The 14,756-nt window shown below is 70.9% G+C and carries 12 protein-coding genes; 4 read left to right on the forward strand and 8 right to left on the reverse strand.

The annotated features are described in order from the left end of the window. Genes SS2_RS08195 through SS2_RS08210 form a run of 4 tightly spaced genes read right to left on the reverse strand, consistent with a single transcriptional unit; the run spans window position 1 to window position 4,423 of the window. On the reverse strand, window positions 1-1,422 hold the full coding sequence (locus tag SS2_RS08195) for a YlbE family protein (protein WP_066462937.1): 1,422 nt from the start codon (window positions 1,420-1,422) through the stop codon (window positions 1-3). Continuing rightward, entirely contained in the window at window positions 1,422-2,969 is a 1,548-nt protein-coding gene (gene fdrA, locus SS2_RS08200) for an acyl-CoA synthetase FdrA (protein WP_066462938.1), read from the reverse strand. The genes SS2_RS08195 and fdrA overlap by 1 nt, the downstream gene beginning before the upstream one ends. Then, complete coding sequence (locus SS2_RS08205) at window positions 2,966-3,775, reverse strand: oxamate carbamoyltransferase subunit AllH family protein (RefSeq protein WP_169796280.1); 810 nt, start codon at window positions 3,773-3,775, stop codon at window positions 2,966-2,968. The genes fdrA and SS2_RS08205 overlap by 4 nt, the downstream gene beginning before the upstream one ends. Window positions 3,776-3,811: 36 nt before the next feature. Further along, window positions 3,812-4,423: an ankyrin repeat domain-containing protein gene (locus SS2_RS08210; RefSeq protein WP_066462944.1), complete on the reverse strand. Its 612-nt coding sequence runs from the start codon at window positions 4,421-4,423 to the stop codon at window positions 3,812-3,814. A gap of 130 nt (window positions 4,424-4,553) precedes the next feature. On the opposite strand from SS2_RS08210, the gene SS2_RS08215 reads away from it, so the two are divergent. The 3 genes from SS2_RS08215 (at window position 4,554) to SS2_RS08225 (ending at window position 10,597) form a co-directional block, all read left to right on the forward strand. Beyond that, window positions 4,554-5,627: a DNA polymerase IV gene (locus tag SS2_RS08215; RefSeq protein ID WP_500799066.1), complete on the forward strand. Its 1,074-nt coding sequence runs from the start codon at window positions 4,554-4,556 to the stop codon at window positions 5,625-5,627. Window positions 5,628-5,724: 97 nt separating this feature from the next. Further along, window positions 5,725-6,708, forward strand: coding sequence for a serine hydrolase domain-containing protein (locus tag SS2_RS08220; protein ID WP_066462945.1), 984 nt, complete (start codon window positions 5,725-5,727; stop codon window positions 6,706-6,708). Window positions 6,709-6,874: 166 nt separating this feature from the next. Continuing rightward, window positions 6,875-10,597, forward strand: coding sequence for a right-handed parallel beta-helix repeat-containing protein (locus SS2_RS08225; protein ID WP_066462947.1), 3,723 nt, complete (start codon window positions 6,875-6,877; stop codon window positions 10,595-10,597). 25 nt (window positions 10,598-10,622) lie between these two features. Here the strand turns inward: SS2_RS08225 and SS2_RS08230 are convergent, their stop codons facing one another. Next, window positions 10,623-11,834: a hypothetical protein gene (locus SS2_RS08230; RefSeq protein WP_066462948.1), complete on the reverse strand. Its 1,212-nt coding sequence runs from the start codon at window positions 11,832-11,834 to the stop codon at window positions 10,623-10,625. 114 nt (window positions 11,835-11,948) lie between these two features. Between SS2_RS08230 and SS2_RS08235 the strand changes: the two genes are divergently transcribed. Further along, window positions 11,949-13,013 (forward strand): FUSC family protein, encoded by a 1,065-nt coding sequence (locus SS2_RS08235; protein ID WP_157607253.1) that lies wholly within the window; start codon window positions 11,949-11,951, stop codon window positions 13,011-13,013. Window positions 13,014-13,088: 75 nt separating this feature from the next. Here SS2_RS08235 and SS2_RS08240 read toward each other — a convergent pair whose 3' ends face one another. From SS2_RS08240 to SS2_RS08250, 3 genes are all read right to left on the reverse strand, one after another. Then, on the reverse strand, window positions 13,089-13,712 hold the full coding sequence (locus SS2_RS08240) for a hypothetical protein (RefSeq protein ID WP_066462951.1): 624 nt from the start codon (window positions 13,710-13,712) through the stop codon (window positions 13,089-13,091). Between the two features lie 198 nt (window positions 13,713-13,910). Next, the gene (locus tag SS2_RS08245; RefSeq protein WP_066462952.1) at window positions 13,911-14,216 is read right to left on the reverse strand and encodes a transcriptional regulator; all 306 of its coding nucleotides are present in this window, start codon (window positions 14,214-14,216) and stop codon (window positions 13,911-13,913) included. Then, window positions 14,209-14,712: a hypothetical protein gene (locus SS2_RS08250; protein ID WP_245643456.1), complete on the reverse strand. Its 504-nt coding sequence runs from the start codon at window positions 14,710-14,712 to the stop codon at window positions 14,209-14,211. The genes SS2_RS08245 and SS2_RS08250 overlap by 8 nt, the downstream gene beginning before the upstream one ends. Window positions 14,713-14,756 lie beyond the last annotated feature (44 nt).

The raw sequence follows: 14,756 nt of genomic DNA on the forward strand, positions 1-14,756 counted from the left end.
TTAGGCGGTGTACGAGGAGGAGATGGCCGTCAGGGCCTTGGCGAAGGCCTCGACAGGGGGGTTGACGATGCCAGCGCCGATCATGCCGATGCCGGCGTCCTTGTGCGCGATCGCGGTGTTGATCACGGGGAGCACGCCGGTCTCCATGACCTTGCGGACATCGATGCCGGTGGGTGCGCCCATGAAGTTCAGCGCGGGGATGGTCACGTTGGGGTTGTTGCCCGTGGTGATGTCGTTCATCGACCGCGAGTAGTCCATGGCTTCGTCCACGGTGCCACCGACGAGGGCGACGATCGCGGGTGCGGCGGCCATGGAGAAGCCACCGATGCCGTAGGTCTCGGTGATGGCCGAGTCGCCGATGTCCAGGCCGGAGTCCTCCGGCTTGTACCCGGCGAACATCGGGCCCATGACCTGCTGGGCAGGTCCGGTGAACCACTGACCGGGGAGCCCGGCCACCCGGATGCCGAAGTCCACGCCGTTGCGGGCCATGGCCGTGACCACCGTGGAGTTCTCCACACCCTGGGCAGCGTCCATCGCGGCCTTGGCTGCGGCCATCCACGTGGGACCGGAGAAGTAGTCGCTCGAGGCGACGAAGTCGAGCACCGCGCGCTTCTCGGCGTTGGAGAACGACGTCTCGACGAGGTACGGCGACAGCGCCTGGATCAGCAGGGTCGTGCCCGCCACGTTGCGGTTGTGGCACTCGTCGCCCATGTGCAGCGCCTGGGCCATCATGAGGCGCAGGTCGATGCCGTCGGGGTTGAGGGTCATCGCCTCGGCCAGCATCGGGCCGAAGAGCTCGCGCATCCAGACCAGGCGGTCGATGACCGACTGGTCGTTGGCGCCCATCCGCAGGATCTTGGACAGCTGCTCGGACAGGTTGGTGTAGGCGATGTTGCCGTGGGTCTTGTTCTCGACCACGTGCATGTACATGCTCGCCGAGGTCACCCCGGCCATGGAGCCGACGGCGCCGTACTCGTGGCACGGAGCGAAGGTGATCTCCCCCGACCCGGCGACCTCGTAGGCCTCCTCGACGGTCGTGGCGAGGCCCTCGAACACGAGGGCGCCGGTCACGGCCCCCTTCATGGGGCCGTTCATCCGCTCCCACTCGATGGGCGGGCCCGCGTGCAGGATGGTCGTCGCCGTCATGCCGGGCACGACGTCGATCGCGGGGCCGAAGCCGGTCAGCACCGGCTGGGCGGAGGTGATGCGAGCGAAGGCCTCGGCGTTCGCCTCGTCGATCGTCGCTGCGAGCGCAGGCTCTTCGAGGGCGCGCAGGTGAGCGACCATCGTCGGGTCGCCGCCGCCGGGAGGAGCCCAGTCCATGCGGATGGCCGAGGCGCCCTGGCGGGTGATGTCATCGGCGAACATGTCCAGGCCGAGGTTGACGACCACTGGCTTGGCAAAGAGTGAGGTGAGAGTCATCAGTTGTTCTCCTGAGCGACGAATTCCCGCGCGAGCAGGCCGGTGTTGGTGGAGGAAGACGCGATGGTGACGCCCACGGCTTCGAGCTGGGCGATCTGCTCGGCGACCGAGGGGGTGTCCAGGTCGGTGCCCAGCACGTAGCCGAGGATCTCGAGGTGGCGTCCGCCTTCACGGGCGATCCGCTGAGCCTCGACGATGGCGGGGATGGTCACCCCGACCGGGTCCTCGTGGGAGCCGAAGCCCACGATGAAGTCCATGACCAGCACGCCGACCTCAGGGTCGGCGGCTTCGGTGACGATGCGCGCGAGGCGGTTGGACGGGTCGATCATGGGGTGCGGCTTGCCGTCGGTGAACTCGTCGTCGCCGAGGTCGAGGAAGGTGTGCGCCTTGGACGCGCTGCGCGCGGAGAGCTGGTAGGCCGGGTCCTTCTGGATGTTGGAGTACACGTCGGGGAACTTCGCCAGCGCGGCGTAGAGCGCCTCGTCGCACAGCGTGCCTCCGCAGAACAGCCCGCGGATGTACTTCTGCTCGGGGTTGAGCTTGGCGCGGACCTCCTCGATCAGCGGCCAGTTGAGCGAGTGCAGGTCGAGGGTGGACTCGTCCACCCCGGTGGCCAGCACCGCGGCGAGGGCGGCGGGCTTGGTGCCGGCGACGAAGGTCACGTTCGCGTACGGCGACTCGTTGCGCTCGGAGCCGAGGAAGCACACGATGACGGGCTTGGAGATCTTCCCGGCGACGGCGAGCACCTTGTCCTCGACCTCGGGCGCCGGCGGCTTGGACACGAGGACGATGACCTCGGTCTCGGGGTCGGCGTCCAGGGCGTGGATCGCGTCGATCATCGTGATCCCGCCGATCTCGGCCGAGAGGTCGCGGCCACCGGTGCCGATGAGCTGGGACACCCCGCCACCGAAGTCGTGCACGCGCACGGAGATCTCCTGGCTGCCGGTTCCCGACGCGCCGATGATGCCGATGGTGCCGCGGCGGACGGCGTTGCCGAAGGCGAGCGCGACGCCGCCGAGGATGGCGGTCCCGCAGTCGGGGCCCATCATGAGCAGGCCCTTGGAGTGGGCGAGCTGCTTGAGCGCGAGCTCGTCGGCCACCGAGACGTTGTCGGAGAACATGAGCACGTTCTTGCCGCCGTTGAGCGCCTTCTGGGCCTCACGGGCGGCGAAGGTGCCGTTGACGCTGATCATGACGAGGTTCGAGTCAGGGTCGCTCTCGAGCGCGGCGTCCAGGGTGCGGTACCGCGTCTGGCTCGCGCCGGTGTCGTTGTTCTTGCGGGCGAGCAGGTCTTCCAGGGCCTGCAGCGCCCCGTCGAGCTGGTCGGGGTTCTCGACCTCGAGCACCACCATGAGGTCTCCCCCGGTCGCGGCGTCCAGCTCGTCGGTGAGCAGGTCGAGGTTGGCCAGCACCTCCTTGTTCATCGGGGTGCCCATGGCGACGAAGGCCTGGGTGACGCCCTCGATCTGGTTAGCCTTGGTGGAGATGGACATGAGGGAGACCGAGTCCACGTACGTGTTCTTCTTCACCGTGTGGTGGGTAGTCATGCTGATCCTTTGCTGAGAAGGGTTGGGCGTGCACAGGAGAGTCCGCTGAGCAGACCGGTGAGGAGGTCGTGCCCGGAGCGATGGCCGATCGTGAGCACCGCCTCGACTGCGCCGGGCACGTCGGTGCCCGTCGTCAGTGCCGAGACGAGCTCGTGGACCTGGGAGCGGGCCTGCCCGCGACCGGCGTCGGACAGGAACGACGCTGAGAGCGGGACGGTGGTGTGCGCCGCGGCGTCGATGGCCGCCACGAGTGCGCTGCGGCGCGCGGCCCACGGGCCGGTCCGCGGGAGGGCCAGCGTCAACCCGCACAGCAGGTCGTCCCCGCTGGGGGTCAGGCCCTGGCCCAGGCCCACCAGTGCGGCCACCTCCGGTCCCAGGTCGTGCTCGGGTGAGGTGAGCTGGTCGAGCAGCGCGGTGAAGCGCGTCGCCAGCATCTGGTCCCCACGCTTCTCCCACGGTCCGGCGGGGGGCCTCGCCGCGGCCGCGCACAGGGCACGGGCGTGGGCGAGCGCCGCCTGGAGGGCCGGCGTGAGCACCAGGGTGTGGTCCAGCACGACGTCGGGCAGGGCGACGACGCCGCCGGGCGTCTCGATCTGTGTGGAGGTGAGCCACAGCTGATCGCCTGCCGTGAGGCCCTGGCGGCCCGAGGCCGCGAGGGTGATCGCGCGGGGGCCGGTGCCCAGCGACGGATCGGCCAGGGTGAGGAACCGCCCGTCGGGCAGCTCCAGGTTGACCGCGTGGGTGAACACCGAGTGCACCACGGCGCTGGTGCCGGGCGTCAGCCAGGCGTGTGCGGTGGCGTCCATGGTGCTCTCCATCGAGGTCATGACAGCGGCTTCAGGTCAGAGGAACTCGCGGATGATGTCCGCGATCTCGGTGTAGCCCTTGCCCTCGGCGAGCTCGAGCGGGGTCACCCCGAACTCGTCGGTCATGCCGGGCTTGCCGCCGTTGGCCAGGAGCAGCCGGACGATCTCCTGCTGCGCGGGTCCGCCGTCGTTGAGCGTGATGGCCTCGATGAGGGCCGTCCACCCGAGGGTGTTGGTGAGGTTGATGTTGATCCGGGTGTTCTCGACGAGGTAGCGGACCACCTCGACGTGGCCCTTCTCGGCGGCGGGGGTCAGTCCGTTGCCGCCGAAGCGCGTGAGCACGCGCAGGTCCGCGCCGGCCTCGACCATCGTCTGGACCAGCGGCAGGTTGTTGGTGATGCACCCCAGGATGAAGGGGTTGAAGCAGGTCTGGTCCTGCTGGTCGATGTCCACGCCGGCGGCGATGAGCGCGTCGACGACGGCCATGTGCCCGCCGCGGGCGGCCCGCAGGACTGCGCTCGCCTCCTCGCGGTCGACGGCGTCCTTGTCGACTCCCTGGGCGAGGGCTGTGGTCACCGCGTCCAGGTCTCCGGCCGCCGCTGCGTCCAGGTAGGCGATTGCGAGCGGATCTGTGGTGGGTTCGCGCATGACGTCTCCTCATTGATAACTGCCGACTGGTACACGGTATACCGTGTACCACCCCGCGCGCGGGACCTCGGTCCTAGTGATTCGCCCTGGTCGTGATGCCTGTGACCAGCGGTCGGGCCACACTGGAGGCGTGAGCAGAGACCAGTGGGTGCTGCACGTGGACCTCGACCAGTTCGTCGCGGCGGTCGAGGTGCTGCGCCGCCCCGAGCTCGCGGGCCTGCCGGTCATCGTCGGCGGCCGCGGCGACCCCACCGAGCGAGCCGTGGTCTCCACCGCCTCCTACGAGGCGCGCGCCTTCGGGGTGGGGTCCGGGATGCCGCTGCGCGTCGCCGCCCGCAAGGTGCCCGACGCCGTGTTCCTGCCCGTCGACGCCGACGCCTACCTCGCAGCGTCCGAGGTGGTGATGGCGACCCTGCGAGCCCAGCCGGGCGCCGTCGTGCAGGTCCTCGGCTGGGACGAGGCCTTCGTCGGGACGCAGACGGGCGACCCCGAGGCCTACGCCCGCCAGCTGCAGGCCGCCGTCCTGGACCGCACCCAGCTGCACTGCAGCGTGGGCATCGGGGACACCCTCATCCGTGCCAAGAACGCCACCGACCTCGGCAAGCCAGCCGGCGTCTTCCAGCTCACCGCTGACAACTGGCTCGAGGTGATGGGCGCCCGGCCCACCCGGGACCTGTGGGGCATCGGGGCGAAGATCTCCGGCCGGCTGGCCACGCTCGGCATCTCCACGGTCGCCGAGCTGGCCGCAGCCGATCCCCAGGAGCTGGCCGGGCAGTTCGGACCCAAGATGGGGCCGTGGTACTCCCAGCTCGGGCGCGGGGAGGGGGCCAGCGTCGTGGACGACACCCCGTGGGTCGCCCGCGGGCACAGCCGCGAGACCACCTTCCAGACCGACCTCACCGACGCGGACCAGGTGCGCGACGCCGTGCGAGGCCTCGCAGCCGCCGTGCTGGAAGGCGTCGCGGCGGACGGGCGCCCCGTGGTGGGGCTGACGCTCAAGGTGCGGTACGCCCCCTTCACCACCAAGACCCACGCGAAGAAGATGCCCGAGACCAGCGACCGGGGCGAGATCCTCGCCCGGGCCCTGGACCTCGCAGGTGCCATCGACCCCGGCCGCCCGATCCGGCTGCTCGGCCTGCGCGCCGACATGACGATGCCCGACGACGCCCGGACGGGACACACGCCGACGCGAAGCGGGTGGTGACGCCCCCACGTCGCTACTGTGAGGCCATGAGTGCGCCGCTGACAGACCCGCCCGGACTCCCCCACGCCTGCGGGCTCCCCCGCACCGGCTCGCAGCCGTGACCGCCGAGACCAACGACGTCGCGCTCGCCGCGCGCCTGAGCGAGCGGCTGGGCAGACGCCGCCACGTCATCGCGGCAGCGACAGTGACGTCCGGGACGGTCGCCACGGCCACCCTGGGGGCCGACGCGACGGCGGACTTCGAGATCGGGTCGATCTCCAAGGGCCTCACCGGCCTGCTCTACGTCGACGCGCTCGAGCGGGGTGAGATCACTGCGTCATCGACCCTCGGAGACTTCCTGCCCCTGGGCACGAGCCCGGCGGCAGGGGTCACGCTGAGCGCGGTGAGCACCCATGCCTCGGGGCTCCCACGCCTGCCTCCGGGCGCCCTGACCCTGCGCACCATGCGCGACATGTGGCTGCACGGAACGAACCCCTACGGGGAGGACCTGGCCCAGCTCTACGCCCAGGCGATCCAGGTCCGCCTCGGCGCGCAGCGGCCGTCCTACTCCAACCTCGGCTTCGAGCTGCTCGGGCACGCGGTGGCCGCCGCGGCAGGCACCACCTTCCCCGATCTGGTGGCGACGAGGCTGGCCGGGCCACTCTCCCTCGACAGCGTCTACGCACCCCACACTCTCGACGACCTGCGCCCGGGCGCGCTGCTGGGCACGAGCCGCCTCGGACGGCCGCAGCAGCCCTGGACCGGTGAGGCCCTCGCACCGGCCGGCGGCATCCGCGCGACGATCGAGGACATGGGCCGGTTCACCCTCGCCCTCCTCGACGGGACGGCACCCGGCCTGGCCGCCCTCGACCCGGTCGCCCCGCTGGCCGGCCCGGCGGTGCGGATCGGGGCCGCGTGGATCACCCTCGACCGGCACGGGCACCAGGTCACCTGGCACAACGGTGGCACCGGCGGGTTCCGCTCATGGCTGGGCGTCGACCGGGCCGCGGGCACGGGCGTGGTGGTGCTCTGCGCGACCGCGAGGTCGGTGGACCGCATGGGGATGTCGTTGCTGACCGAGATCACCGACTTCGCGGCCTGAGGTCCGGACCGCGAGCGCTGGCGGTCGCCACGGCCGGCGCGTTACCAACGCGGATGAATCGGACCCTTGACGCATCACACGGAATGCGCTTACCGTGGGACAAACCAGCGCCTTGACGTGCTCGACGACGAGCACCGCGAGCGCCGACGTCTCAACGGGGAGATCCATGACTCTGCACGCCATCAGGGCCCGCGCACCGATCGCCGTTCTCGCGGCGGCGGCACTCCTGGCCACCGGAACGATCTCAGCGACCGCCGCAGGCCCGCTCACCGCGTACAACGCCAGCACCGTCACGGCGGGGACCTACGCCAACGACGTCGTCGTCGGGGACTTCACGGTCAAGGCCACCGCCGCGAAGGCCGTGACCGTCGACGCGGGTCCACGCATCTCCGACCGCGGAGACACCTACACCCAGCGCCTCAAGCTCAACGGCGCGGGCGACGCCGCGCAGCGCTCGCTCGAGTTCACCGTGGACGCAGCGACCGAGGTCGTCGTCCACGCCCGCAGCGCCAGCGGCACAGCAGACCGCACCCTCGCGCTGTACGACGCCGCCTGGACCGTCGTCGACTCCGCCCCGGCTCTCGCCGACGACGCGAGCCTGCCCGTCGCCACCGCGACGCTCGACGTCCCGGCGGCAGGCACCTACTGGCTCGCCTCCCCCAGCTCCGGCGTCAACCTCTACTTCGCCCAGCTCGGCGCCGACGACCCCGTCGAGCGCGTGGCGTGGGCCGACGTCACCGCCCCCGTGATCGACGACGTCTCCCCCGCCGTGGGCAATCCCTCCCAGCTCACCGTGAGCTTCACCGGCCTCATCGGGCCCGACGGCGCCGACCTCGCCAGCGCGGTCCTCTACGACGCCGCGGGCACCGTGGTGGACCGGGGTCTCACCGCGGTCCGAGGCGAGTCAGGCACGATCCTCCTGTCCCCCGCATCCTCCGGCAGCTACACCGCCGTGGTGTCCTTGACCCGGTCGGGTGAGCCGGTCGGCCTCGACTCCGCGCCCGTCAACGCCCCGGCCTTCGTGCTGCCGCTCGCAGCCCCGGAGATCTCCGGGGCTCTGACCACCGACGTCTCCGGCGGAGCGGCCACCGTCACCCTCGAGTGGTCCGCCTCCCCCGAGGCGGAGAGCTACTCCGTCGAGACGAGCCTCGACGGCGTCGAGTTCACCACCGTGCTCGACGGCGTCGTCGGCACCTCCGCGGACGTGCCGGGGTTGACCCCGGGCACCACCTACCAGATGCGCGTCACCGCTCACCGCGGCCAGGACACCGCGACCGGCGCGACCACCGACGTCGCGGTCACCGGCGCCGTCGAGCGCTGGCAGATCGCGGACATCGGCTCCAACGCCAACTCTGGCGGGTCCGTCACCGAGAACGCCGACGGATCCATCACCTTCGATGCCAAGGCCAGCACCACCAAGCTCGCCGCCTCCGAGGACGGCTTCCAGTACTACTACACGCAGATCGATCCGACGACGGAGAACTTCACGCTCAAGGCCACCTTCACGGTCGACGACGCCTCGTCCAAGGACAACCAGTCCGGCTTCGGCATCATCGCGGTCGACGACCTGGTCCCCGGGGACACCGCCCACCGCTACTTCAACTCCGCCGGGGCCCTCATCACCCGCTACGGCGAGGGCACCGGCGCCCTGACCGACGGCATGCCCGGCGCCCGGTTCGTCACCGGGTACACCGGATCCACCAACGACAACACCGCCGGTGCCCGCAGCACCAAGGGCTCGGAGGTCTTCGACCCCACCTACCGCGCGGACGCCACCGGCCCCAAGTTCACCGACGGCGACGTGTACAGCCTCACGCTGCGCAAGTCCAACACCGGCTTCCACGCCATCTGGACCCGCGACGGCGTCCCCGTCGAGGTCATCTCCTACGACCCGGACATGCTGCTCCAGCAGAACCCGGAGACCTTCTACGTCGGCTTCGCCGTCGCGCGCAAGATCGTCGTGACGGTCAGCGACTGGGAGCTCACGACCATCCACCCCGACGACGACGAGGTCGCCCAGCAGCCCCCGACCACGTACGTGCCCACCACGCTGGACGTGGACATCACCTCCACGACCCCCGAACGCCGGCTGGACATCCCGCTGGTGGCCAGCTTCCACGGCACCGGGCAGATCCTCGACGCGGAGGGCCGCGTGGTGGTCGACGGGCTCACCCTGGTCCCCGGCCAGCAGGCGCTCGGCACCGTCGAGCTCGCCGCCGGTCAGAACCACTTCACCGCCCGCGCCACCCCCGGCCCGGACCAGCCGCAGCTCGGTGAGTACGAGGAGCTCGAGTCCACCGACCCGGTGGACGCGGCGGTGAGCATCACCGTGAGCTCCTACGGCGTCCCTGGGCAGTCGATCTGGGTCGCGCCCGACGCCAGCGCCGACGGGGCCGGGACACGCGCCGACCCGCTGGACCTGCACACCGCGGTCGCGTACGCCCAGCCCGGGCAGCAGATCGTGCTGGAAGGCGGCACCTACACCCCGCGCACCGCGGTCGTCGTCGAGCGGGGCCGTGACGGCACCGCCGACGCGCCGATCACTCTCATGTCCGCCCCCGGTGCCCGCGCGGTGCTGGACCTGTCGGAGTCGGACAGCGGCGGGCTCCACCTGCGTGGCGACTGGTGGCACGTCTACGACCTCGAGATCACCGGCTCGGGCGACAAGCTCAAGCCGATGCTCATCCAGGGCAACCACAACATCGTCGAGCGCGTCTCCTCCCACCACAACCAGGACACCGGCATCCAGATCTCGGGGCTGTCGAGCGAGCCGCGCTCGATGTGGCCCTCACACAACCTCGTCGTGTCCTCCGAGGCGCACCACAACGCCGACCCGGCCGGCAACGACGCGGACGGCTTCGCCGCGAAGCTCACCGTCGGCGACGGCAACGTCTTCCGCTACTCCATCGCGCACAACAACATCGACGACGGGTGGGACCTGTACGCGAAGTCCACGACGGGGCCGATCGGCACCGTCGTCGTCGAGCACTCGGTGGCGTACAACAACGGGTACCTCTCCCAGGACCCGTCGCGGACCGGTGAGGGCAACGGCTTCAAGCTCGGCGGGGAGTCGATGCCGGGTGAGCACCTGCTCTCCAACTCCATCAGCTACGGCAACCTCGCCACCGGCGTCTCCTCCAACTCCGGCCCGGACGTGCGCCTGGAGAACGTCACCACGGCCGACAACGACCGCGGGGTCCGCCTCGACACCAACGCGGCGACCACGAACTACCGGGCGAGCGGCGTGCTGTCCTGGCTGAACCCGCACACCGACCTCCTGGGCCTCAAGCAGAGCGACAGGTCGCTGCTCACCGCGCCGTCCAACTACTTTGACGGCGCGACGGCGGACGCCTCCGACGGGCGACCGGCGACGGTGAGCGAGTCCTGGTTCGTCACGACGGACTCCACCGCCGTGCGGCCAGAGATCGCCGCAGACGGCTCCATCGAGATGCACGGGCTCTACGAGCTCACCGACGCTGCCCCCTCAGACACCGGCGCCCGCCTCATGGCGAACCCCGACCCCAGGCAGATCGTCGTGCTGCCTGAGGTGAGCCCACCGTCGGCGGGCCCGGACGCCTGGTTCCCCTCCACCGTGTACCCCGGTGGAGACGTGGTCCAGCACGACGGCGTCGTCTACGAGGCCCGGTGGTGGACCCGCAACCAGGAGCCGGGACGCTCCCCCGGTGACCCGTGGGTCGAGATCGGGCGAGCGGAAGCTCCCCCAGCCGCCACTGAGTGCTCAGCTCCGTGGGACGCGAGCCGGGTCTACCTGGCTGGCGACGTCGTCGAGCGCGACGGCGTGAACCACCGCGCCCAGTGGTGGACCCGCGGGCAAGACCCCGCCGCGAGCGCCTGGGGTGCGTGGTCGGCGGTCGGGGCGTGCCGGTGACGGGCGAGGGTCCCCGGCGCGGGCCCTAGCCGGGGATGGGACGGAACACACGCGGCTCGGCCAGGCGCGCTGGGTGACCCGCGGGCACGAGGATCGTCCCGGCGGGCACAGCGACAGCGCCTGGCCGGGGCGCGACCTTGATGTCATCGAAGGTCATCGTGATCGGGCGCCCACCCCGAGACGCCGGGTCGTCGCCCTCGAGCAGAGCGATCGCGTGCGACAGGTCCGGCTCGACTGCCGGCGGGTTGGCGACGATCACGGTCTCGCCCTGAGGGTCGTAGAGGTACCACCGGCGTCGGCCGTTCGGGTACAGCCCCACCACAGCAACCCGCGCCGGAGGCAGCGGCGGTGGGGTCACCCCGGACATCTCCTCATCGACTCTCTTCAATGCGTCACGCACCTGTGGCAACCCGGCCAGGAGGCTCTCGGTCCGTGCTCGGAGCTCCTCAGCATCGTCGCCGGCGCTGTCCACCAGTCCGTCGAAGAGCTGCGACAGGATTGACAGTCCTTCGGCGTAGGCGGTCGCCGCCAGGTCCAGGTCCACCCCGACCTTGACCTCCGTCGCATCACCCGCCTGCCGCGTGACGCCGGCGAGCGAGCTCGAACCCTGCACCATGCTCGTCAGGATGCGGTAACCCTCGTGCGCGGATCCCAGGTCGTGGGCCTCAGCCCGGGCGCGCAGCCCGCCCTCTGCCCATCCGAGGTGGAAGCCCTGATACTTGCCCAGCGCGGCCGCCAACGGCCCTGCTGCTGCCCGGCCCATGCGGTCGAGGCGCTTGACCTCGCGCCGGCGCGCCGCGTCGGTGAGCAGCGGCAGGTACCACCGTCGACGGCTCACCTGGTCGGCGAGGGCATGCTTGTGCTCCTCGAAGCGCTCTGGCGTATTCACCGGTGACGCCTGGACGTCGCGCATGTTCACCAGGTGCTCGAAGAGCGCGCGCGCCGAGTGCGCTGCCGACCGCCCGTCCCGGCATCCCACATGGTCGACGAGCGCGACGCCGTCGTTGAGCGCTGCGACGAGGATCGTCTCCTCCGCCTGCGTCGCCAGGGCCGAGGAGATCGCGCCTCCCAGCATCCGCATCGCGTGGTGCCAGTCGTCGACCTCACCGGCGAGGTCCTCGCCGAGCAGCTCCCACACACTGACCGGGGCCGCTCGGAACGGGTCGCGTCGGTCCCCACCGTCCCGCGCGTCGTCGGGTCCGGGACGGAAAGCCTCGCCTGCACCTGTGTCGCTCATCGCCACGATCATCTCCCACCCCGCTGGGAACTCGGAAACTCGCAGGGCACCTGCCTGGCGCCTAGCATGTTCGGCGCAGTCCGCCCGGAGTGCTGGAGACGACAGGAGATGTGAATGTCAGAGCTGCGCTCGAGAGGAGTGCGCCTGCGAGAGCGGGTGTCCAGCAGCGTCGGCGTCGCCATGGGCGTGCGCGCTGCGGTGGCCGCCGTACTGGCGTGGACGGTCGGGGCGGCGCTGGGCGGGATCGCGGACGACTACCTCTACTACGCGCCCTTCGGTGCGGTCGTCGCCGTGTCCACGACTGTGCTCAGCTCGGTCAGGACGTCCGCGGAGATCTTCCTGGCGATCGCTCTCGGTGCGGTCGTGGGCATCGGAGTCGAGTGGTTGGGGCTGCCCAGCGCCGTCGGCGTCGGCGCCGTCGTGCTCATCGGCACCCTGGTGTCCCAGATCCGCTGGCTGGGTGCCAGCGGCTCGTGGGTGCCGATCGCGGGATTGTTCGTGCTCATCCTCGGGCACGGGAACGAGGACTCGTTCGTGCTCGGCTACCTCGGGCTGACCACCCTCGGCGCAGCGGTGGGCACCGCCGTCAACACGGTGTTCCCGCCGCTGCTGCTCGACCAGACCGAGCGTGCCCAGGACGCGCTCCGTGAGGCGCTCGTGGGCCAGCTCGAGCAGCTGGCAAGCGACCTGGAGGGCGGCGCGCTCCGCGATCCGGCGGACGCCCACGCGGCCGCCGGGGAACTTCTCGTGCACGGCCGCGCGGTGGAGGACCTCGTGGGACAGGCCTTGGAGGGGCCACCCATCAACTGGCGGGTGCGCCGCGGTCGGGGCCGGGCCGACCACCTCCGCCGCCAGGGCGCCGCCCTGGTCAGCCTCGCTCTGCTCGTCGGGGAGCTCGCTCACACCCTCAGGCGCCGCGAAGGCCCCGACGACGAAGAGGCGACGCTGTTCGGGTCGGAGCTGCACGTGCCGGCCGCCGAGGCTCTGCGCGCCACGGCGCTCGCGCTGTCCGCCGAGGCCGAGCAGCCCGAGGAGACCGTCGCGGCGGCATACGCGCGCATCGACACCCTGGCCGACGCCGTCCGCCGGGCGCGTGCGGAGCAGGGCGAGGACCTGTTCGTCGCCGGGGCGCTGGTGCTAGGGCTGCGCAGCACGTTGAGGACGGCGCAGACCGACTAGTCCCCCGGTGTGCCGGTGACCGGCTCCATCCGCGTGAGGCGATCCATCCTTCCGCCGTGGCGTGAGGCACGTGCCTCACGCCCCCTGGGAGTCCTCGATCGTGGTCCGCACCCGGGTCACCGACGGCACTGCGGGAACCGAGGAGAACCCGAACCTGACGGGCGGGTCGATGCGCGCCACGCCGCCCAGGCTGCGCTCGCCCCACGTCGCGCGCACGGCGTCGATCGCGTGCTGATCCGACGCCGTGTACCACTCGCGTCGGTCGCCGCCGGCCGATCCTCGCGTACGCACCCCGTCCAGCAGGTTCCGGGCGATCGGGTCGGCGAGGTCGGCCAGCACGGTGGCCGCACCGGGCGCCGTCGGCAGCAGTCGCAGCAGGTGACCCAGGCTGGTGCGGGACCCGATGCTCATCTCGGCCGTGAGCGGGCCTGCCGCCAGCGACCAGCGCCGGGCGGCGCGGTCGGCGCCGACGTGCACGTCGACGATGTGGATCGCGTCGAAGGTGTAGGTCTCCCCCACCAGCTCGGCGACGTCTTCGCGGGGTGCGAGCAGCAGGCGGGTACCGTCGGCGCGCTCGACCATGACGTCCGCGAACCGTCCCAGGGGCGACTCGAGCCACCGGCCCACCACCACCCGCGTCCCCTCGCGTGTCCCGAACCCAGCGATGTGGCCGAGGTAGGACGAACGGTTGCCGCTCATGCTGCGGGCGCAGCCTGCGTCGGAGCAATCTCGCGGCGATCAGAGGTCTGTCTGTCAGCGCTGGTCACCTCAGAGACGCTACGCGCCACGGAACTGGTCCGCTCGCGGGATGCGTGGCGGTCAGAGGCAGCCGGTCGGCTGTGAGGTGGTGACCGAACCGGAGTAGAACGCGATGGGCTCCGTCAGATGTGCCGTCGGTCAGGCAGAGGACCCGGCGATCTCTCGCAGTGCACGCACATGGGCGTCGAAGGCGGATCGTCCCGCCGGGGTGAGGGTGAGCCAGGTGATCCGGCGAGCATCGCCGCGGCCTGCGGATGCGGCCTTGCTCGATGAGACGTAGCCGGCTGCGGCGAGAGTCTTCACGTGCTTGGAGAGGGTCGCGTCCGACACGTTCAACGTGTCACGCAGCACGGCGAAATCAAGGTGGTCGACCGGGCGCAGGAGACCGCAGATACGCAGCCGCACGGGCGCATGGATGGTCTCGTCGAACCTCGCCTCACTCATGGCGCAAGTGCTCCACCGCTGATCGATACGCCACACCGGCCAGCCAGGTCGTCGCCGTGAAGGCCACGACGCTGGTCAGCGCGACAGCCCACTGCATGCCCATCGACACCAAGCCGAGAGAGATGCTGAAGAGCAGGAGGCACACCGCGAGGATCCCCACCATCACCCAGCCCGCACGTGCGCCCATCGCGCGAAAGCGGACGCCGGTCTCACGCTGGACCAGGTACGCGACCACGAGCGCGCCGACCAGCGCCAGCCAGCTCGACGAGGGCGGGTCGTAGCTCTCGCCGGGACGAGTGGTGACAGCAGTCGAAACCCACCACGCCCCCACGCCTCCGAAGGCCGCCAACAGCGCCCATGGCACGTGCACACTCGTGGCAAGGCGTTCCCTGTCGGCCTGCAGCGTGTTCAGTGCCGCTGCGGCTTCGTCTGGTGAGGGATGCGCAGAATGACTTTCCATGATGGAAAGCGTAGCGGTCTCTTTCCGAAGCGGCAAGTAACTCGGTGCGCGACTCCGAGGCGCCAGGCGCCCCGGACTCG

The sequence above is a fragment of the Sanguibacter suarezii NBRC 16159 genome, assembly GCF_001552735.1.
Taxonomy (GTDB): Bacteria; Actinomycetota; Actinomycetes; order Actinomycetales; family Cellulomonadaceae; genus Sanguibacter; species Sanguibacter suarezii.